The organism is Mesorhizobium sp. B2-4-7, assembly GCF_006442685.1.
In the GTDB taxonomy this organism is placed as follows: Bacteria; Pseudomonadota; Alphaproteobacteria; order Rhizobiales; family Rhizobiaceae; genus Mesorhizobium.
On record NZ_VFVH01000005.1, the window covers coordinates 237,511 to 255,573 of the forward strand.

Annotated in this window: 18 protein-coding genes; 13 read left to right on the forward strand and 5 right to left on the reverse strand. The window is 64.3% G+C overall.

Annotated features, from left to right (window positions below):
- Window positions 1-7 precede the first annotated feature (7 nt).
- A complete protein-coding gene (locus FJ946_RS16745) occupies window positions 8-1,156 on the reverse strand; it encodes a Xaa-Pro peptidase family protein (protein WP_140565569.1) in 1,149 nt (382 codons plus the stop codon).
- 454 nt (window positions 1,157-1,610) lie between these two features.
- Between FJ946_RS16745 and ehuB (FJ946_RS16750) the strand changes: the two genes are divergently transcribed.
- From ehuB (FJ946_RS16750) to FJ946_RS16770, 5 genes are read left to right on the forward strand one after another with little or no spacing between them, the layout of a single operon-like run.
- The gene (gene ehuB / locus FJ946_RS16750; RefSeq protein ID WP_140499283.1) at window positions 1,611-2,480 is read left to right on the forward strand and encodes an ectoine/hydroxyectoine ABC transporter substrate-binding protein EhuB; all 870 of its coding nucleotides are present in this window, start codon (window positions 1,611-1,613) and stop codon (window positions 2,478-2,480) included.
- Between the two features lie 57 nt (window positions 2,481-2,537).
- Entirely contained in the window at window positions 2,538-3,266 is a 729-nt protein-coding gene (ehuC, locus tag FJ946_RS16755; protein ID WP_140556261.1) for an ectoine/hydroxyectoine ABC transporter permease subunit EhuC, read from the forward strand.
- A complete protein-coding gene (ehuD, locus tag FJ946_RS16760) occupies window positions 3,263-3,922 on the forward strand; it encodes an ectoine/hydroxyectoine ABC transporter permease subunit EhuD (RefSeq protein WP_140565566.1) in 660 nt (219 codons plus the stop codon). The genes ehuC (FJ946_RS16755) and ehuD (FJ946_RS16760) overlap by 4 nt, the downstream gene beginning before the upstream one ends.
- Window positions 3,919-4,698, forward strand: coding sequence for an ectoine/hydroxyectoine ABC transporter ATP-binding protein EhuA (gene ehuA, locus FJ946_RS16765; RefSeq protein ID WP_140499280.1), 780 nt, complete (start codon window positions 3,919-3,921; stop codon window positions 4,696-4,698). Before ehuD (FJ946_RS16760) ends, ehuA (FJ946_RS16765) begins: the two co-directional genes overlap by 4 nt.
- Complete coding sequence (locus tag FJ946_RS16770) at window positions 4,695-5,420, forward strand: GntR family transcriptional regulator (protein WP_140517353.1); 726 nt, start codon at window positions 4,695-4,697, stop codon at window positions 5,418-5,420. The genes ehuA (FJ946_RS16765) and FJ946_RS16770 overlap by 4 nt, the downstream gene beginning before the upstream one ends.
- A 62-nt stretch (window positions 5,421-5,482) precedes the next feature.
- Here FJ946_RS16770 and FJ946_RS16775 read toward each other — a convergent pair whose 3' ends face one another.
- From FJ946_RS16775 to FJ946_RS16790, 4 genes are all read right to left on the reverse strand, one after another.
- A complete protein-coding gene (locus FJ946_RS16775) occupies window positions 5,483-6,589 on the reverse strand; it encodes an alcohol dehydrogenase family protein (RefSeq protein WP_224646819.1) in 1,107 nt (368 codons plus the stop codon).
- A 112-nt stretch (window positions 6,590-6,701) separates the two neighbouring features.
- The gene (locus FJ946_RS16780) at window positions 6,702-8,081 is read right to left on the reverse strand and encodes an aspartate aminotransferase family protein (protein WP_140565563.1); all 1,380 of its coding nucleotides are present in this window, start codon (window positions 8,079-8,081) and stop codon (window positions 6,702-6,704) included.
- Window positions 8,082-8,113: 32 nt separating this feature from the next.
- On the reverse strand, window positions 8,114-9,607 hold the full coding sequence (locus FJ946_RS16785) for an NAD-dependent succinate-semialdehyde dehydrogenase (RefSeq protein WP_140565754.1): 1,494 nt from the start codon (window positions 9,605-9,607) through the stop codon (window positions 8,114-8,116).
- A gap of 199 nt (window positions 9,608-9,806) precedes the next feature.
- Complete coding sequence (locus FJ946_RS16790; protein ID WP_140517347.1) at window positions 9,807-10,298, reverse strand: Lrp/AsnC family transcriptional regulator; 492 nt, start codon at window positions 10,296-10,298, stop codon at window positions 9,807-9,809.
- Window positions 10,299-10,382: 84 nt separating this feature from the next.
- On the opposite strand from FJ946_RS16790, the gene FJ946_RS16795 reads away from it, so the two are divergent.
- The 8 genes from FJ946_RS16795 to eutC all read left to right on the forward strand — a co-directional run bounded on the left by FJ946_RS16795 (window position 10,383) and on the right by eutC (window position 18,059).
- Window positions 10,383-11,768 (forward strand): PLP-dependent aminotransferase family protein, encoded by a 1,386-nt coding sequence (locus FJ946_RS16795; RefSeq protein ID WP_140499275.1) that lies wholly within the window; start codon window positions 10,383-10,385, stop codon window positions 11,766-11,768.
- 221 nt (window positions 11,769-11,989) lie between these two features.
- A complete protein-coding gene (ehuA, locus tag FJ946_RS16800; RefSeq protein WP_140499274.1) occupies window positions 11,990-12,781 on the forward strand; it encodes an ectoine/hydroxyectoine ABC transporter ATP-binding protein EhuA in 792 nt (263 codons plus the stop codon).
- Between the two features lie 93 nt (window positions 12,782-12,874).
- Entirely contained in the window at window positions 12,875-13,726 is an 852-nt protein-coding gene (gene ehuB / locus FJ946_RS16805; RefSeq protein ID WP_140499273.1) for an ectoine/hydroxyectoine ABC transporter substrate-binding protein EhuB, read from the forward strand.
- Window positions 13,727-13,934: 208 nt separating this feature from the next.
- Window positions 13,935-14,594, forward strand: coding sequence for an ectoine/hydroxyectoine ABC transporter permease subunit EhuC (ehuC, locus tag FJ946_RS16810; RefSeq protein WP_140499272.1), 660 nt, complete (start codon window positions 13,935-13,937; stop codon window positions 14,592-14,594).
- 16 nt (window positions 14,595-14,610) lie between these two features.
- On the forward strand, window positions 14,611-15,270 hold the full coding sequence (gene ehuD / locus FJ946_RS16815) for an ectoine/hydroxyectoine ABC transporter permease subunit EhuD (RefSeq protein ID WP_140565560.1): 660 nt from the start codon (window positions 14,611-14,613) through the stop codon (window positions 15,268-15,270).
- Window positions 15,271-15,275: 5 nt separating this feature from the next.
- The gene (gene eutA, locus FJ946_RS16820) at window positions 15,276-16,052 is read left to right on the forward strand and encodes an ectoine utilization protein EutA (protein ID WP_140517339.1); all 777 of its coding nucleotides are present in this window, start codon (window positions 15,276-15,278) and stop codon (window positions 16,050-16,052) included.
- A 28-nt stretch (window positions 16,053-16,080) separates the two neighbouring features.
- Window positions 16,081-17,067, forward strand: coding sequence for a hydroxyectoine utilization dehydratase EutB (gene eutB, locus FJ946_RS16825; RefSeq protein WP_140521359.1), 987 nt, complete (start codon window positions 16,081-16,083; stop codon window positions 17,065-17,067).
- The gene (eutC, locus tag FJ946_RS16830; RefSeq protein ID WP_140521360.1) at window positions 17,067-18,059 is read left to right on the forward strand and encodes an ectoine utilization protein EutC; all 993 of its coding nucleotides are present in this window, start codon (window positions 17,067-17,069) and stop codon (window positions 18,057-18,059) included. Before eutB ends, eutC begins: the two co-directional genes overlap by 1 nt.
- Window positions 18,060-18,063 lie beyond the last annotated feature (4 nt).

An 18,063-nucleotide genomic window follows, 5' to 3' on the forward strand; every position in this document is an offset into this window, starting at 1 on the left:
TCATGGTCTAGCGGACGATCGGGCCGGCCGGGGTGCGGGTCAGCACTTCGGCCCCCGCATCGGTCAGCAGCACGGTGTTGGAGATGAAATGGTCGCCGCGGCCGGTGCCCATCAGCCAGGACAGGATGTGGAAGCTCATCCCGGTCTCGATTTCGAGATCGGAATCGTGCCTGAGGCCCGTCACCGAATTGCCGCCGGTCCATGAGGGCGGCTGGCCGATGCCGACGAGATAGCCGCAATGATGGCGGCGATAATGCGACAGGCCGGCCTCGTCGGCGACGCCTTGCCAGGCGGCGTAGACATCGCGCGCCCTGGCGCCTGGCTCGAGCGCCCTGACGACGGCCTCGAATGCCTTGGCCGTGACCTCGGCCATGGCGGCATCTTCGTCCTTGATGTTGCCGATGCGGATCAGCCGGCCAAGCGGCGCGTGATAGCGCGAGACACAGCCCGACAGTTCGACGAAGACCGGCTCGCCGCTGCGATAGATGCCGTCGCCCCAGGTCGTGTGCTCCTCGCCGAGCCGGGCGGCGGGCCGGATGAACGGGCCGAAGCCCGGCGCGTGGCCGCCGGCGCGCACCATCGCCGCCACGCATTGGGCGGCAACCTCCTGCTCGGCGGCGCCGTCGGAGATGGCAGCGATGGCGGCACCTGCCGCAGCATCCGTGACCTTGGCGGCGCGGCGCATCAGCACCTGTTCCTCGGCGCTCTTCACCAACCGCATCTTGTCGACCAGTCCCGAGACGTCGCTCCACTTGGCGTCGGCCTGCGCCTCAAGCTTCAGGGCGAGGCCGTGGCTGAGGCCGGAGGTCCAGTTTTCGATGCCGATCCGTTTGCCGGCCAGGCCGGGTTCGGAAATGACGCGCGCGGCGAGGTCGGCCGCCGTCTCACTGTCGGAGTGACCGCGGAATTCTGCTGCCTTCACCTGATTCTCGATCGTCACCTTCTCCATCGACCGGGTGACCAGGATAGGACGCCGGTCGAGCGCGACGATCAGGAGGTGCGGCGCGAAATAACCCCAATGGTCGAGGCCGGTGAGGTAGAAAACAGTCTCCGGCGAGGCGAAGACGGCGGCGTCGAGCTTGCGCTCTGCCAATGCCGTGCGAACTTTCGACAAGCGGCCGGCGATCTCGGCTTCGGAAAAGGGATTGCGGTCCATTGAGGTGTCCTTGAGTTGCCGGTCCTGGGCTGATGGTCAGTCGATGAAGATGGGATCGCGGGTCACGTCGCAGAGCCGCTCGCCGCCGCCTTCGCTGGCGCTGGGATCCTGGCAGATGATTGAGATCGAAGCCGGCCTTTGCCATGCGTTGCTTCACGTCGGCCAGGCGCCGCGCGTATTCCGCCTTGGTGGGCCCGCCCGACGCGTCCAAAGCCGTTTTCCTTCCTGCCCTCATCCAAAGGCGGTTCGTATCGCATCGAGAAAGCACACCTTAATTGTGCACAACTTGCGCATCACAAAGCCGCACAATCAAGCCCAATGGCGATTTTTCCAGATTCGTACAGTGCGTCTTGCGATATGTCCAGATGAGTTGTATACGTCTTAGTGCGCTTGACGCGATGGTGGAGAAACATCGTTCGAGCCCGATAATTATCGAAGAAGAAAAGGGGAAAGCATGTTCACGTCACAGATATCCCGCCGCGCGCTCGTGAAGGCCGCCGCCTGTCTTGCGCTCGCCGCGACCGCATTCACGTCACTGCCGGCCCATGCCGAAACGACGCTCGAACGCGCCAAGAAGGACGGCTATATCCGCGTCGGCTTCGCCAATGAGGCGCCGTTCGGTTTCGCCACGCCTGACGGCAAATTGACCGGCGAAGCGCCGGAAGTCGCCAAGGCGGTGCTCGCCAAGATGGGCATTGCGCAGGTCGACGGCGTGCTGACCGAATTCGGCTCGCTCATTCCGGGTCTCAAGGCCGGCCGCTTCGACATCATCGCCGCCGGCATGTTCATCAATCCCAAGCGCTGCGCCGAGATCAATTTTTCCGAACCGTCCTATGGCATCGGCCAGGCCATGCTGGTCGCGAAGGGCAATCCGAAAGGCGTGAAGGACTATTCGAGCATCAAGGACAATCCCGATCTCAAGCTCGCCGTGATGGCGGGCGCCGTCGAGGGGGGATATGCGAAGGACGCCGGCGTTGCCCAAGGACAAGTCGTTTCCTTGCCCGACCAATCCAGCCTGGTCGCGGCGGTCCAGTCTGGCCGTGCCGATGCTGCCGCGCTAACCGCGCTCTCGATCGCCGACATGGCCAAGAAGGCCGATGGCGTCGAATCGACCAAGCCCTTCGGTGAAGTTGCCGGCAAGTCGGTGAAGGGCCATGGCGGCTTCGGCTTCCGCAAGGAGGACACCGATCTGCAGGAAGCGTTCAACGCCGAACTGAAGAAGTTCCTCGGTACGCCGGAGCATATCGCGCTGGTCGAGCCGCTCGGCTTCGGCAAGGACTATCTGCCGAACAAGACGACTGCAGAGCTCTGCAAGGGCGAATAAATTCCCAACTGCTGGGCGGCGTGAAAACGCCGCCCTCTTTTTTCCTCGGAGAAGCAGATGGGGATCCGCACGCTCGTTGCCATGCTGGTCGTTTCGCTGGCCGTGATCGCGGCGCTTGCGACGCAGGAGACGTACAGGCTGTTCCTACCGGGACTATTGCAGGGCGCCGTCCTGACGATCGAGATCGCTGTTCTCGGCAGCCTGCTGGCGGTCGTCATGGGCGTGCTCGCCGCGCTAGCGCGCATGTATGGTCCAGCGCCGCTCAGATGGCTGGCGACTGTCTATGTCGAAGTCTTTCGCGGCACCTCGGCGCTCGTGCAATTGTTCTGGCTGTTTTTCGTGCTGCCGCAATTCGGTGTCACGCTCGACGCGTTTCCCGTCGCGGTGCTGGCGCTTGGTCTGAATGTCGGCGCCTATGGATCCGAATGCGTGCGCGGTGCAATCCAGTCGGTCGCGCGCGGCCAATGGGAGGCGGGAACGGCGCTCAACATGAGCCGCGCGCAAATGCTGCGCCGGATCATCCTGCCGCAGGCCTTCGTCGCCATGATCCCGCCCTGGGGCAATCTTTTCATCGAGCTTTTGAAATCGACGGCGCTGGTTTCGCTGATCACGCTCACGGACCTCGCCTTCAAGGCGCAGCAGATGAACCAGAACACCTTCAAGACCATTCCCATCTTCACGCTGGTGCTGCTGATGTACCTCGCCATGTCGCTCACCGTTTCCATCGGCATGCGGCTTCTCGAAAGGCGGGCCTCGCTCGGCCTGGCGCGGGGGAGGGCGGCATGATCTGGGATTGGAGTTTTGCCGCGGAGATCCTGCCGGTGCTGGCACGCGCCGCCGTCGTCTCGATCGAGGCGACGCTGCTCGGCTTCGTCATCGCGGCTTTGCTCGGCCTGGTACTTGCGGTAATCCGTGTCGCGGTGCCCTGGACCGGCTGGACGATCTCGGTGCTGGTCGAACTGATCCGCTCGACGCCGCTGCTCATCCAGATCTTCTTTCTCTATTTCGTCTTTCCGAAATTCGGCGTCGTGCTCGACGCATTCACGGCCGGTGTTCTGGCCATCGGCATCCACTACGCCGCCTATTGCTCGGAGGTCTACCGCGCGGGCTTCGACAACATCCATCGCGGCCAGTGGGAAGCCTCGATCGCACTCAACCTCTCCTCCTGGACGACCTTTCGCGACATCATCATCCCGCAGGCGATACCGCCCATCGTGCCGGCGCTCGGCAACTATCTCGTCGCGCTGTTCAAGGAGACGCCGCTGCTGTCGGCCATCGCCGTGCTGGAACTCATGCAGACGGCCAAGATCATCGGCTCCGAAACCTTCCGCTACACCGAACCGATCACGCTGGTCGGCCTGTTCTTCCTGGCCATGAGCCTGGTTTCGGCCGCGCTCATCCGTGCCCTCGAACGCCTGCTCAACCGAAGGACCGCGCGATGACCGAACAACCGATGGTCCGTTTCGACAATGTCTCGAAGCGTTACGGCGCGCTCACCGTGCTCGACGGGCTGAACCTCGAAATCGCGCGCGGCGAGAAGGTTTCCGTCATCGGACCGTCCGGTTCCGGCAAGACCACGGTCCTGCGCATGCTGATGACGCTGGAGACGATCAACGACGGCGTCATCTGGGTCGAAGGCGAGCCACTGACACATATGAAGCAAGGCGGAAAGCTGGTGCCCGCCAATCTTGCCCATATCCGCCGCATCCGGGCGAAGATCGGCATGGTGTTCCAGTCTTTCAACCTGTTTCCACACATGACGGCGATGGCCAATTGCATCGAGGCGCCGATGACCGTGCTTGGCATGAAGCGGGCCGATGCCGAAGCACGGGCGGCCGAGCTTCTCGACATGGTCGGGCTGTCGCAGAAGAAGGATCATTACCCTTCACAGCTTTCCGGCGGCCAGCAACAGCGCGTCGCCATTGCCAGGGCGCTGGCGATGCGGCCCAAGATAATGCTGTTCGACGAGGTGACGTCCGCGCTCGATCCGGAACTTGTCGGCGAAGTGCTGCAAGTGATAAGGCAAATCGGCCGCGAGCATGATCTGACGATGCTCATGGTCACCCACCAGATGGGCTTCGCCAAGGAATTTTCCGATCGCGTCTGCTTCTTCTACCAGGGTAAAATTTGCGAGCAGGGGCCGCCAGCAGAGCTTTTCGGCGCACCCAAGAATGAGCGGACGCGGCAGTTCCTGCACGCTGTCCTGGAGGCTGGATGACGCTTGATACGGATGCCTCGGCCAAGACAGTGCCGCCTTCGCGTCCGCTTTCGGCGCGCGAACGGTTCGAACGCATCTACCTGATCCTGCGCGACCGTATCTGCCTTCTCGATTATCCGCCGGGGAGCCGGCTCTCCGAGGAAGAACTCGCCCAGGAATTCGAGATCAGCCGCACACCGGTCCGACGCGTGCTGGCGCGGCTCGAGGCCGAAGGGCTTGTGCAATCGATCCACGGCGTCGGTACGATCGTTACCGACGTCGACATCGAGGAGTTGCAGCAGGTCTATCATCTGCGACTGGAACTCGCGCTGCTTGTCGGCAAGCTTTCGCCAATTCCCCGAACGGCGGTCGACCTCGATCGCATCCGAGCGCTCATCGCGCGCTGCGATTCCGATATGCTCAACCCGGATCAGCGTGCCTTCCTGCAGCTGAACATGGACTTCTTCACTGAACTATCCGGCATGACCGGGAACCAGCCCCTGCGCGAAATAAGCGAAAGACTGTATTTTCAGGTTGCGCGCGTAGTCCTCAAGATGATGCCGCAGCTCGGCCTGGTGGAGGAGTTCACGGCCTTCCGGCGCGAAATGGAGGAAGTGCTGGCTGCGGCGGAAATCGGGGATTGGGAATCGATCGGGCACATCAGGCGAGCCCATATCTCGATGAGCTTTCGGCGCATGGTGCGCCATGCCGGCCGACATGATGAATTTGACGGCAAGACCTGACGGTCGTCCTTTGTCATGGTGACGTAGCTTGCGGCGCCGAGAAGCGCTGCTGCTCCGTCCTCTTATTTAGGGTGCCGCCGTTCAGCCACGGCATCAGGCACCACCACCAGCTTGCCGACGAAATCCTTGGCGATGAAATCGGCTTGGGCGCGGTGGAAATCGGAAAGCCTGTAGACGCCGCCGACCAGCGGCCGGATCTTGTCTTCCTCGATATAGCGCACGATACGGCGGAAATCCGCACGTGTGCCCTGGCTCGAGCCGTGGAGCTGAAGCTGCTTGAGATACATGGTCCTGAGATCGAGCTGGACGACCGGGCCGGCGATGGCGCCTGCGGTGGTGTAGCGGCCCTCGGGCCTCAGGATGCGCAACAGATCGTTGAAGATCGCGCCGCCGACAAGGTCGGCCACGACGTCGATGGGCTGGCCGCCGGTCACCTTGGCCACGGCTTGCGGCAGGTCGGCCACGCCACGGGTGATCACGGCTTCGGCGCCGATGTCGAGCACTGCCTGCTCCTTGCCCTTGCCGACGACGGCATAGGGAATGGCTCCGCGCGCCCGCGCCAATTGCACGATGCCGGAGCCGACGCCGCCCGAGGCGCCGGTGACCAGCACGCGTTCGCCGGCCTTGAGCCCTGCACGTTCCAGCATCTGCTCGCCGGTGAGATAGGCGCAGCAGAAGGTGGCGAGTTCGACATCGCTCAAGTCAGTGTCGACGACATGGGCGTTCTCGGCCGGTACAGCCTGGTATTCGGCGTAACCGCCGTCGCGGCCGTGACCCATATAGTCAATGTCGGCGAGCGAATCGTCGTCGCGATTGTAGATCGAGAAATCGACCATCACTCGTTCGCCGATGCGTTCCGGCGAGACCCCTGCGCCAACGGCAGCGACGGTGCCGACCGTGTCGGTGCCCTGGATACGCGGAAAGGTCAGGGTGTTGCCCTGGCGCCGCCATGTCGACACGGCCCCTGCGTCCTCCTCCGTGCCATAGGCGCCCTGGCGAACCCAGACGTCGGTGTTGTTCATGCCGCAGGCGCTGACCTTGACCAGCACTTCGCCGGCGGCGGGCACAGGCACTTTCACGTCGGTGCGGTAGACGAGCTTTTCCGGGCCGCCGTGGCCGGTAAGCTGCACGGCCGCCATGGTGGCGGGGAGGGTGGGATGAGAGGTCATCGCGTTCACTTCCGAATACTTGTAGGTGGCGCTGCCCCTCACCTTTACCCTCTCTCCGTGAACGACGAGAAGGTGCCGGCAGGCGGATGAGGGGCAGCGCCGATCTCGGCAATTAGAGATTGGCGAACACGCTCTTCACGGCATCGGCGGTCTTGGCCACCACGGTGTCAGCCTCCTCGCGCGTCAGGCAAAGCGGCGGGGCGAAGCCCAAAATGTCGCCCTGCGGCATGGCGCGGCCGATGACCCCGCTTGCGGCGAGGGCCGTGGCGATCTGCGGTCCGATCTTCTGCGCCGGATCGAAGAACACACGGTCGTCCTTGTCGGCGACGAACTCGACCGCCGCCAGCATGCCGTCACCGCGCACCTCGCCGACGTTTTTGTGGCCGCCGACGGCCTTGGCCAATTCGGCGCGGAAATAGGCGCCGGTCTCGCCGGCATTCCTCACCAGATCCATCTCATCGATCAGTTCGAGGTTGGCCACACCCGCGGCGACGCAGATCGGATGCGCCGAATAGGTCCAGCCGTGCCCCAGCGAGCCGAGCTTGTCGGAGCCCTGCACCAGAACCTGCCACATCTTGTCGGCGACGATGACGCCCGACAGCGGCGCGTAGGCGGAGGTCAGGCCCTTGGCGATGGTGATCAGGTCCGGCTTGATGCCGTAATGGTCGGAGCCGAACATGGTGCCCAGCCGGCCGAAGCCCGTCACCACTTCGTCGGCGACCAGGAGCACGTCGTACTTCTTCAGCACCGCCTGGATTTTCTCCCAGTAGCCGGCGGGCGGCGGCACGATGCCGCCAGTGCCGAGGATCGGCTCGCCGATAAAGGCGGCGACGGTCTCGGGGCCCTCGGCCAGGATCATCTCCTCGAGCTTGTCGGCGCAATGCTGCGAAAATTGCTCCTCGCTCATCGAACGGTCGGCGCGGCGGAAATAGTAGGGCGCCTCGGTGTGCAGGATCGGCGCGCGCGGCAGGTCGAAGGCATTGTGGAAGAGATCGAGCCCGGTCAGCGACCCCGTCATGATGCCGGAGCCGTGATAGCCGCGCCAGCGCGAGATGATCTTCTTCTTCTCCGGGCGGCCAAGCACGTTGTTGTAGTACCAGATCAGCTTGATGTTGGTTTCGTTGGCATCCGAACCGGAGAGGCCGAAATAGACCCTCGACATGCCCTTCGGCGCACGGTCGATGATCATCTTCGACAGCGTGATCGAGGCCTCGGTGCCGTGGCCGACATAGGCGTGGTAATAGGCGAGGTTCGTGGCCTGGGCGGCGATGGCGTCAGCGATCTTCTGGCGGCCATAGCCGACATTGACGCAGTAGAGGCCGGCGAAGGCATCGATACTTTTTCTGCCGTTGCTGTCCCAGACGGTGACGCCTTCACCGCCGGCCATGATGCGCGTCGGCGATTCACCGCGCGCGTGGGTGCCCATATGCGTCGAGGGATGGAAGAAGTGATCACGATCCCAGGCGGCGAGTTCGTTGGACTGGTCGAGCATTCTTTTGACTCCTTGAGGAACGTGGACGCGGCTTAAGCGACGTCCAGGCAAAGATATTTGAGATCGGTGAAAGCTTCGAGCCCCTGACGCGAACCCTCGCGGCCAATGCCGGACTGCTTGACGCCGCCGAACGGGATCGGCGCACCGGTGATCTTGACGCGGTTGATGGCGACCATGCCGTAGTCCAGCGCCCTGCCCAGGCGCTGCTGGCGGGCGCCGTTCTCGGTCACGACATAGGCGACCAGACCATATTCGGAGGCGTTGGCGCGCGCGGTCACCTCGTCCTCGCTGTCGAACGGCGTCACGGCTGCGACCGGACCAAACGTTTCTTCGCGCATGATCAGTGCCTCGTCAGATACGTCAGCCAGCAGCGTCGGCTGGTAAAACAACGGGCCGGCCTGGTGCCTTCTGCCGCCAACGAGGCAGCGGGCGCCATGGGCGAGCGCGTCGGTGACCTGCTCCTCGACCTTCTTGACGGCGCGCTCATGCATCAGCGGGCCGATGTCGCTTTCGTCGGCAAGGCCATTGCCGGTCCGCAGCGCCTCGATGCGCTTGGCGAAGGCGGCGCAGAAACGATCGTAGATCGGCCGCTGGACATAGATGCGGTTGGCCGCGAGGCAGTCCTGGCCGGACGTGGCGAATTTGGCGTCGACGGCGATGCGCACGGCCTTGTCGAGATCGGCGTCGGCAAAGACGATCAGCGGCGCGTGGCCGCCAAGCTCCATAACCAGCCGCTTCATCGTCGGCGCGCTCTGGGCCGCGATCAGCCTGCCGATCTCGGTCGAACCGGTGAAGCTCATGGCGCGCACGCGCGGGTCCTCGCACATTCGCCCGACTATGATCGACGCCTTGCCGGTGACGACGTTGAAGACGCCGGCGGGCAGGCCGGCGCGCTCGCCGAGTTCGGCCAGCGCCAGCGCCGAGAGCGGCGTTTCCGAAGAGGGGTGCGCGACGATGGTGCAACCGGCGGCAAGGGCCGCAGCCGCCTTGCGGGTCAGCATGGCGGACGGGAAGTTCCACGGCGTCACGACGCCGACGACGCCGAGCGGCTCGCGCCGCACCGTCATTTCCGCCTTCGCCAGATGGCTGGTTACGCTTTCGGCGTTGAGGCGCTTTGCTTCCTCGGCATACCATTCGACGAAAGAGGCGGCATAGTCGATCTCACCGAGCGATTCCTTCAAGGGCTTGCCCTGTTCCAGCGTCATCAGCAGAGCGAGATCGTCTTTCGCGGCAATGATGAGGTCGAACCATTTGCGCAAGATTTTCGAGCGCTCCTGCGGCAACAGCGCCCGCCAGGCAGGGAAAGCGCGCGCCGCCGCATCGATCGCACTTGCCGTCTGGCGGCCATCGAGCGCGGCGACAAAGGCCACCGTGGCGCCGGTCGCCGGGTCGGTGACCTCGAAGCTCTCCGCCGCCTCGCTTGCCGTCCAGTGCCCGTCGACATAGGCAAGCTCGCGCAGCAGCCGGCGGTCGGCGAGGCGGTCGAGCGCCTCATGGCGGTGCGAACGGGCAAAGTGCGCGGACATCATCGATTGCTCCCGATTGGGGTGATGCCGCAAGACTAGGGGCGTCGGCGCGAAGGATGAGGCTGTTTAGGTGCAGCTATATAGAGAGATTCTCTCTATTCGGCTGGGGAGCAGGACGATCTGTCTAGCCGCAGGGGTGGGGCGGGTGCTTTCGCGCATTCTCCGAGCGTACGGTGCCAGATGAACGCTGGTTTCGATCTCAGGACTGCACCGGCAACAGATCGGCAAGCGGTAGCACGGTCTCGTCCTTCACCGTCTTGATGACGATGTAGGTGAAGTAACGATCGATGCCGATTTCGCGTTCGAGCAAGGCATCGACCAGCCGCTGATAGGTATCGATATCGCGCGCCATAACCTTCAGAACGTAGTCGACGCCGCCGCCCACCGACCAGCAGGCTACAATCTCAGGTATGTCGCGGATGACACGCTCGAAGCGGTCGAAATCGGCCTGGCGATGGCTGGCCAGCGTCACCTCCATCAGCACGGTGGCGACGGGTGCGACGACGCGCATAGCAATCGAGGCATGATAGCCGGAGACGATGCCGGCCTTTTCCAGCTTGCGCAGCCGCATCCAGCACGGCGTCGGTGACAGGCCGACCTTGTCGGCCAGCGCCAGCTTGGTGATGCGCCCGTCACGCTGGATCGCGTCGAGGATTCTGAGGTCGATCGGGTCGAGTTTCGCGGCGGCCATCTGTATCCACTTTTTGGTCCCGCCGTACCATGACGGCGCATTATTTCGATTGTCAATTGCACTGATTTCGATCTCTAATAAGTCATGACATTATGGCAACCTGATCCCGCGCTCATCCGGCGGCCCGCCTACCAGTCGCTGGCCGACCAGTTCGCACGCGCCATTCATGATGGGCGGCTCGCCAACGGCGCGCGGCTGCCGACGCATCGCCGGCTGGCCGACGAGTTGAAACTATCGGTGCAGACGGTCAGTCGCGCCTATGAGGAACTGATTCGCCGCGGCCTGATCTCGGGCGAGATCGGCCGCGGCAGCTTCGTCCAGACGCAGCGGCGCGAGCCTGAGCCGCCCTATCTGCCGGAGCGGCTGGGCGAAGTGATCGATCTCTCGATCCTGAAGCCGGTCTGCGAGCCGATGCATCTGGAGCGGCTGAAGCAGGCGCTGGGCTGGCTGGCCGACAACCTGCCGTCGAGTTCGGCGCTGTCGTTCCGGCCCAACATGGTGTTTCCCCGTCACCGCGCCGTGGCGGTCGAGTGGCTGAAGCTGTGCGGTCTCGATGCCTCGCCGCAGAATATCAGCCTGACCAATGGCGCTACCGCCGGCATGACGGTGGCGCTGATGAGCGTGGCGCCGCCCGGCTCGACCGTCGCCACCGAGGCGATCGGCCACCATACGCTGGTGCCGCTCGCCCGCTATCTCGGCTTCAACCTCGAAGGCCTGCCGATAGACGGCAATGGCCTTATCCCGGAAGCGCTGGACGAGGCCTGCCGGATCTCCGACATCCGCGCCGTGTTCGTGCAGCCTTCGGTGATCAACCCGACGGCGACGCTGATGGATGCGGCGCGGCGCGAGCAGATTGCGGCGGTTGCGCGCAGGCACGACATAGCCATCATCGAGAACGATGTGTTGGGGCCGCTGGTCGAGGACCGGCCGCCGCCGGTCGCCGCCTTCGCGCCTGAACGCACGCTCTACGTCACGTCCTTCACCAAGATCGTGGTGCCGGGCCTGCGCATCGGCTATCTCGCCGCCCCCGACCGCTATGTCGCCGCGGTCGCCAACCGGCATCTGGTTTCCAACTGGATGGCGACGCCGCTGGTGGCGGAGATCGCCACCAAATGGGTGACCGACGGCACCGCGATGGAACTGGTGCGCTGGCAGCGCACAGCATTGCGGCGACGCCAGGACATCGTCGCCGAGGTGCTGGCCGGCGTCGACTATCGCACCCGGCGCGACGGACTGCATGTCTGGTTGCAGCTGCCCGCCGACCGTGCCGAGGAGAGCTTCGTCGCCCAGGCGCGCCTGCAAGGCGTGGCGATCGCGCCCGGCGCCTCCTTCCGCATCTCGCAAGCGCCCTGGCAACCGGCGGTGCGCATCTCGCTGGGCTCGACCACCGAGGGGGAACTGCGCGCCGGCCTCGGCGTTGTCACCAAGCTGCTGCTTGGCGACCCCGAGCATCTGCTGCTCGCAATCTAGCGAGATGTGCCGCTATCCAGACGATGCCGACCGCCAAAGGCGTCCCCGGTGCTGTCATTTTCGGTTCGACTTGATTTCGATCTCGGCACATTGCTAGGCACTGAATGTCCAAGAATTGTGCGGGATCAGAATAATTGTCATGATATTATTTTCCCAATTGACATGATTTGGCGGGTTCCGCATCGTTAAGGGCATAGGCTTCTCCAGCACGGGAAATTCGTTTGTCCGCATCCGCGCCTATCATCAAGGTCGATGGCATTTCGAAAAGCTTCGGCACTTTCAAGGTGCTGGACGGCCTGTCCATGCAGGTCATGCCCGGCGAGAAGCTGGCGCTGATTGGCCCGTCCGGCTCGGGCAAGACGACGATCCTGCGCATCCTGATGACGCTGGAGCGCATCGATGGCGGCCACATCCAGATCGACGGCGAGCATCTTTATCACATGGAGCGAAACGGCCAGCTGCTGGCTGCCGACGAGCGGCATCTGGCCAGGATGCGCCAGAAGATCGGCATGGTCTTCCAGCTGTTCAATCTGTTCCCGCACAAATGCGTCATCGACAATGTCACGCTGGCGCCGATGCTGACCAAGGGCACGCCGCGCGCTGCCGCCGAGAAGCGGGCGATGGAATTGCTCGACATGGTCGGCATGGCCGACAAGGCCAAGGCCATGCCGGCACAGCTTTCGGGCGGCCAGAAGCAGCGCGTCGCGATTGCCCGCGCGCTGGCACTGTCGCCCCGGATCATGCTGTTCGACGAGGTCACCTCGGCGCTCGATCCCGAACTGGTCGAGGAGGTGCTCAACGTGATGCGCAAGCTCGCGGCCGAAACCGACATGACGATGCTGCTCGTCACCCATGAAATGGGCTTTGCCCACGACTTCGCCGACCGGGTGCTGTTCTTCGACCGCGGCCGCATCGTCGAGGAGGGCAAACCCGATGAGATTTTCCGCCATCCCAAACAGGAGCGCACGCAAGGTTTCCTGAAGAAGATCATCGCGGCCGGACATCGCGTCTGACCGCCATGCCAGAGGCGGCGACACCGTCCGCAAGGGCGGCATTGCCGTCCTGAAATGACTGCAACCAAGAACACAAACATGGAGTTGGGAACAATGAAAAAACTTGGCATTCTGGCCGGCGTCGCCGGTCTTGCGCTGACCGCGGTGCTCGCGGCCTCGAACATCGGATCGGCCGACGACAGCAAGCTCGAGCAGCTGAAGGCGCAAGGCTTCGCCCGCCTCGCCATCGCCAACGAGCCGCCCTACACGGCGGTCGCCGCCGACGGCAAGGTTTCGGGCGCCGCGCCCGACGTGGCACGGGAAATCTTCAAGCGGCTGGGCGTCGCCGACGTTGCCGCGTCGATCTCGGAATATGGTGCCATGATCCCCGGCCTGCAGGCCGGCCGTTTCGATGTCGTCACCGCCGGCCTGTTCATGAAGCCGGAGCGTTGTGCGGCGGTTGCCTATTCCGAGCCGGTGCTGTGCGACGCCGAGGCGATGCTGGTGAAGAAAGGCAATCCGAAGGGCTTCAAGAGCTACGAGGATGTCGCCAAGGACACCTCCGCCACCATCGGCGCGCCCGGCGGCGGCACCGAGGAGAAGCTCGCGCTCAACGCCGGCGTGCCGCGTGACCGCGTCATCGTCGTGCCCGACGGCCAGAGCGGGCTGAAGATGGTGCAGGACGGCCGCATCGACGCCTATTCGCTCCCCGTCCTGTCGATCAACGATTTGATGAAGAAGGCCAATGACCCGAGCCTCGAAGTCATAGCACCCGTGCAGGGCGCGCCCGTCTATTGCGACGGCGCCGCGTTCAAGAAGGGTGACGAGGCGCTGCGCGACGCCTTCGACGTCGAGCTCGCCAAGATGAAGAAGTCGGGCGAGTTCGCCAAGATCATCGAGCCCTACGGCTTCTCGGCGGCGGCGGCGATGTCGACGACGCGCGACAAGCTCTGCGCGGCGAAATAAGCCCTTTTCCCTTCTCTCCGTGGACGGGGAGAAGGTGGCCCGAAGGGCCGGATGAGGGGCAGCGCGCGTTTCTGCGAGCTTGGAGCCGCCTCTCATCGCCTGCCCGTCCTTCGCGGCAGCTGCGCTGCAGCTAAGGAGGGTGAACCTGCATCTTCTCCCCGTGAGAGGGGAGAAGTTGCTAAAACCAAACGTTGGAAGCCTCTGATACATGACCCAGTGGTCCGGCTATCTCGGCCTGATATTGCAGGGAGCGCTTGTCACCATCGAGCTGACGCTGATGGGGTCGGTGCTGGCCCTCGTGATGGCCTTCCTGGCCGGCATGGGGCGGCTGTCGCGCTTCTTCGCGTTGCGGGCGCTCGCCACCGCCTATATCGAATTCTTCCGCGGCACATCGATTTTCGTACAGCTGTTCTGGGCCTATTTCGTGTTGCCCCTGGCGGGCGTCGAACTCACTCCGCTGCAAGCCGGCGTGCTGGCGCTGGGCCTCAATGTCGGTGCCTATGCGGCGGAAGTGGTGCGCGGCGCCATCCAGTCGGTCGGCGCCGAGCAATACGAGGCCTGCACGGCTCTCAATCTCGGCCGCTGGCAAGGCATGCGCCATGTCATCCTGCCGCAGGCGCTTCTGGTGATGCTGCCGACCTTCGGCAACAACGCCATCGAACTGCTCAAGGCGACATCCGTCGTCTCGCTGATTTCGCTCGCCGATCTCACCTTCCAGGCGCAGGTGGTGCGCTCGCAGACCGGCAGCACGCTGATGCCGTTCACCACCATCCTGGTGATCTATTTCGCGCTCGCGCTCGTCATCTCCTGGGGCGTGCGGTCGCTGGAGCGGCGCATGGCGCGCGGCCTCGACGGAGTGCGCGTCTGATGGATTGGGCCCTGTAATGGATTGGGACTGGGATTTCGTCCGGCAGATCCTGCCGACGCTGATCGAGGGGGTGAAGATCACCATCCTGGCGACGGTGCTCGGCTCGGTGCTGGCGGCAATCGTCGGGCTGGGCATCGCACTGGCCCGCCGCTCGCCGAACAAGATCATGTCGCGCACGGTCGGCTGGGCGGCCGAATTCATCCGCGGCACGCCGCTGCTGGTGCAGCTCTACTTCATTTTCTACGTGCTGCCCGATTTCGGCATCCTGCTGCCGCCGCTGGTGGCCGGCGTCATCGGGCTTGGGCTGCACTACGGCACCTATACGGCGGAGGTCTATCGCGCCGGCATCGAGAACGTGCCGCGCGGCCAGTGGGAGGCGGCCAAAGCCTGCAATCTCAGCGCTCGCCAGACCTGGACCCACATCGTCATACCGCAGGCAATCCCGCCGATGATCCCGGCGCTGGCCAATTATTTCATCGCCATGTTCAAGGAGACGCCGCTGCTGTCGGCGATCACCGTGCTGGAGCTGATGAACCAGGCCAAGAGCGTCGCCAACACCTATTACCGCTATGTCGAGCCGATGACGCTGGTCGGCGCCTTCTTCCTGATCATCAGCCTTTTCTCGGTTATGCTGCTGCGCTGGCTGGAACATCGCTACGGCAAGATCGAAAGGTAGTTCCCATGAAGCCGCTTCCCGAAATCAGGCTGATGCCGACAAGGCCCGCACTCGAGGTGCGCCCGTTGGAAAAGCGCGTCGGCCTGATCATCCTGGCCACCGACCACACCAGCGAGCCGGACTTCCGTCGCATGGTGGCGAGTGAGAGGATCGGCATCTATGTCGCCCGCATCCCCTATAAGAATCCGACCACGCCTCAGAATCTGCGCAAGATGCAGCCCGAACTGACGGCTGGCGCGGCGCTGATCCTGCCGGACGAACCGCTCGACGCCATCTGCTACTCCTGCACGTCGGCCTCCGTGGTGATCGGCGATGCCGAGATCGAGGCGGCGATCCAGGCGGCCAAGCCTGGCGTGCCCGTGGTCACGCCGCCGATGGCGGGCGTGCGCGGACTGAGGGCTCTGGGCGCGAAGAGGATCAGTATTCTCACCCCCTACACCGTCGAGACGAGCCGGCCGATGGCGGCCTATTTCGCCGAACGCGGCTTCGAGATCGCCAGCTTCACCTGTCTCGGCTTCGAGGATGACCGCGAGATGGCGCGCATTGCGCCGGCAGCCCTCGTCGATCTGGCGCGCGAGGCGACTGACCCGCAGGCCGAGGCGTTGTTCGTGTCCTGCACGGCGCTGCGCTCGGCGCTGGCGGTTGCCGCGATGGAACAGGCTATCGGCCGCCCGGTCGTCACCAGCAACCAGGCGAGCGCGTGGAATTGCCTGCGACTGTGTGGCGATGATGTGCCGCGTCCGGAGTTCGGGCGGCTGACGACCTTGCCGCTTGGACAGTAAGGTCATGTCCTGCATGCACGAGCGACCCATGACGCACGCCGTCGCCCTTTCAGACATCCGCGCCGCGCGCCAACGCATCACCAGCAAGGTCGAGCCGACACCGGTCGTGCCATCCGAGAGCCTGTCGGAGCGGCTCGGCCTTCCCGTTCACCTCAAGCTGGAGCACCGCCAGATCACGGGCAGCTTTAAGCTGCGTGGCGCCTCGAACGCCATTGCTTCGCTCAATGCCGAGCAGCGGGCACGCGGTGTTGTCGCGGCTTCGACCGGCAATCACGGCCGCGCACTCGCCCATGCCGCCAGGCTCGAAGGCATGCGCGCGGTTGTCTGCATGTCGCGGCTGGTGCCTCGGAACAAGCTCGATGCCATCCGCTGCCTCGGCGCGGAAATCCGCATTGTCGGCGACAGCCAGGACGACGCGCAGCAGGAGGTCGAGCGGCTGGTGGCGCAAGAGGGTCTCGTGATGCTGCCACCCTTCGACCATCCCGACATCATCGCCGGGCAGGGCACGCTCGGGCTGGAGATCATGGAGCAGGTTCCTGACGCCGCTCTGGTGCTGGTGCAGCTCTCCGGCGGCGGGTTGGCCTCCGGGATTGCCGCAGCGGTCAAGGGCGTCAGGCCGAGCACAAAGGTCGTCGGCATCTCGATGGCGCGCGGCGCGGCGATGAAAGCCAGCCTCGATGCGGGGCGCCCGGTGCAGGTGGAGGAGCTGCCGACGCTGGCGGATTCGCTCGGCGGCGGCATTGGCCTCGACAACCGGCTGACCTTTTCCATGTGCCGAGACCTGCTCGACGACGTCGTGCTGCTTTCCGAAGACGAGATCGCCGCCGGCATCCGCCATGCCTATGAACAGGAGCGCGAGATCGTCGAGGGCGCCGGCGCGGTCGGTATCGCTGCGCTGCTTGCCGGCAAGGTGAAGCCAAACGGACCGGTGGTCGTTCTGCTTTCCGGTCGTAATATCGATATGAGCCTGCACAGAAAGATCGTTTGCGGCGAAGTAGTTGCGGAGCGCGCCTGATGAACCGGATGACCATCCTTACCGAGAAAGAACTACGCGAGATCGTAGCTCTCGATCTCGACGCCGTCGCTTGCGTCGAAAACGCCTTCCGGGCGCTCGCTACCCTGCCGGTGGCGATGCCGCCGATCCTGCGGCTCGACATCCCCGAGCATCGCGGCGAGGTCGACGTGAAGACCGCCTATGTGCCTGGCATCGATGGCTTCGCCATCAAGATCAGCCCCGGCTTCTTCGACAATCCCAAGCTCGGCCTGCCCAGCGTCAACGGCATGATGGTGCTGCTGTCGGCAAAAACCGGTCTGGTCGAGGCGTTGCTGCTCGACAATGGCTATCTCACCGACGTCCGCACCGCAGCCGCCGGGGCGGTCGCCGCAAAACACCTGTCGCGGCCGGACTCATCCATTGCCGCCATCTTCGGCGCCGGCGTGCAGGCCGGATTGCAGCTTGAGGCGCTGCGCCTGGTGCGGCCGATCGAAGAAGCCCGCATCTGGGCGCGCGACGCGGCCAAGGCGCAAGCCGCGGCCGGCGCCTTGAGCGAAAAACTGGGCATCGTGGTGCGCGCAGAACCGGATGCGGCCAAGGCGGTCGCCGGCGCCGACATCATCGTCACCACCACGCCCTCGACAGAACCATTGATCAAGGCCGGCTTCGTCTCGGCCGGCCAGCACATCACCGCCATGGGCTCGGACGCCGAGCACAAGAACGAGATCGCACCGGCAATCCTGCGCATGGCCGATCTCTATGTCGCCGACAGCGCAAGGCAGACGCGCCGGCTCGGTGAATTGCACCATGCCATCTCCGCCGGCGTGATGGCGGCGGACACGGAGGTGGCCGAACTCGGTCAGATCATCGCCGGCGAACGGCATGGCCGGCGTGCGGCGGACGACATCACCATCGCCGACCTGACCGGCACCGGCGTGCAGGACACCGCGATCGCCACGCTAGCCCGTGACCGGGCCCGGGTCGCGAAAGCCGGAACCATTTTTGAAAGTTGATGCT

What these genes read in the sequence shown, in the direction of transcription:
- FJ946_RS16745 (WP_140565569.1), bottom strand. Translation starts at nt 1,156, where the DNA reads ATGGACCGCAATCCCTTTTCCGAAGCCGAGATCGCCGGCCGCTTGTCG.
- ehuB (WP_140499283.1), top strand. Translation starts at nt 1,611, where the DNA reads ATGTTCACGTCACAGATATCCCGCCGCGCGCTCGTGAAGGCCGCCGCC.
- ehuC (WP_140556261.1), top strand. Translation starts at nt 2,538, where the DNA reads ATGGGGATCCGCACGCTCGTTGCCATGCTGGTCGTTTCGCTGGCCGTG.
- ehuD (WP_140565566.1), top strand. Translation starts at nt 3,263, where the DNA reads ATGATCTGGGATTGGAGTTTTGCCGCGGAGATCCTGCCGGTGCTGGCA.
- ehuA (WP_140499280.1), top strand. Translation starts at nt 3,919, where the DNA reads ATGACCGAACAACCGATGGTCCGTTTCGACAATGTCTCGAAGCGTTAC.
- FJ946_RS16770 (WP_140517353.1), top strand. Translation starts at nt 4,695, where the DNA reads ATGACGCTTGATACGGATGCCTCGGCCAAGACAGTGCCGCCTTCGCGT.
- FJ946_RS16775 (WP_224646819.1), bottom strand. Translation starts at nt 6,589, where the DNA reads ATGACCTCTCATCCCACCCTCCCCGCCACCATGGCGGCCGTGCAGCTT.
- FJ946_RS16780 (WP_140565563.1), bottom strand. Translation starts at nt 8,081, where the DNA reads ATGCTCGACCAGTCCAACGAACTCGCCGCCTGGGATCGTGATCACTTC.
- FJ946_RS16785 (WP_140565754.1), bottom strand. Translation starts at nt 9,607, where the DNA reads ATGTCCGCGCACTTTGCCCGTTCGCACCGCCATGAGGCGCTCGACCGC.
- FJ946_RS16790 (WP_140517347.1), bottom strand. Translation starts at nt 10,298, where the DNA reads ATGGCCGCCGCGAAACTCGACCCGATCGACCTCAGAATCCTCGACGCG.
- FJ946_RS16795 (WP_140499275.1), top strand. Translation starts at nt 10,383, where the DNA reads ATGACATTATGGCAACCTGATCCCGCGCTCATCCGGCGGCCCGCCTAC.
- ehuB (WP_140499273.1), top strand. Translation starts at nt 12,875, where the DNA reads ATGAAAAAACTTGGCATTCTGGCCGGCGTCGCCGGTCTTGCGCTGACC.
- ehuC (WP_140499272.1), top strand. Translation starts at nt 13,935, where the DNA reads ATGACCCAGTGGTCCGGCTATCTCGGCCTGATATTGCAGGGAGCGCTT.
- ehuD (WP_140565560.1), top strand. Translation starts at nt 14,611, where the DNA reads ATGGATTGGGACTGGGATTTCGTCCGGCAGATCCTGCCGACGCTGATC.
- eutA (WP_140517339.1), top strand. Translation starts at nt 15,276, where the DNA reads ATGAAGCCGCTTCCCGAAATCAGGCTGATGCCGACAAGGCCCGCACTC.
- eutB (WP_140521359.1), top strand. Translation starts at nt 16,081, where the DNA reads ATGACGCACGCCGTCGCCCTTTCAGACATCCGCGCCGCGCGCCAACGC.
- eutC (WP_140521360.1), top strand. Translation starts at nt 17,067, where the DNA reads ATGAACCGGATGACCATCCTTACCGAGAAAGAACTACGCGAGATCGTA.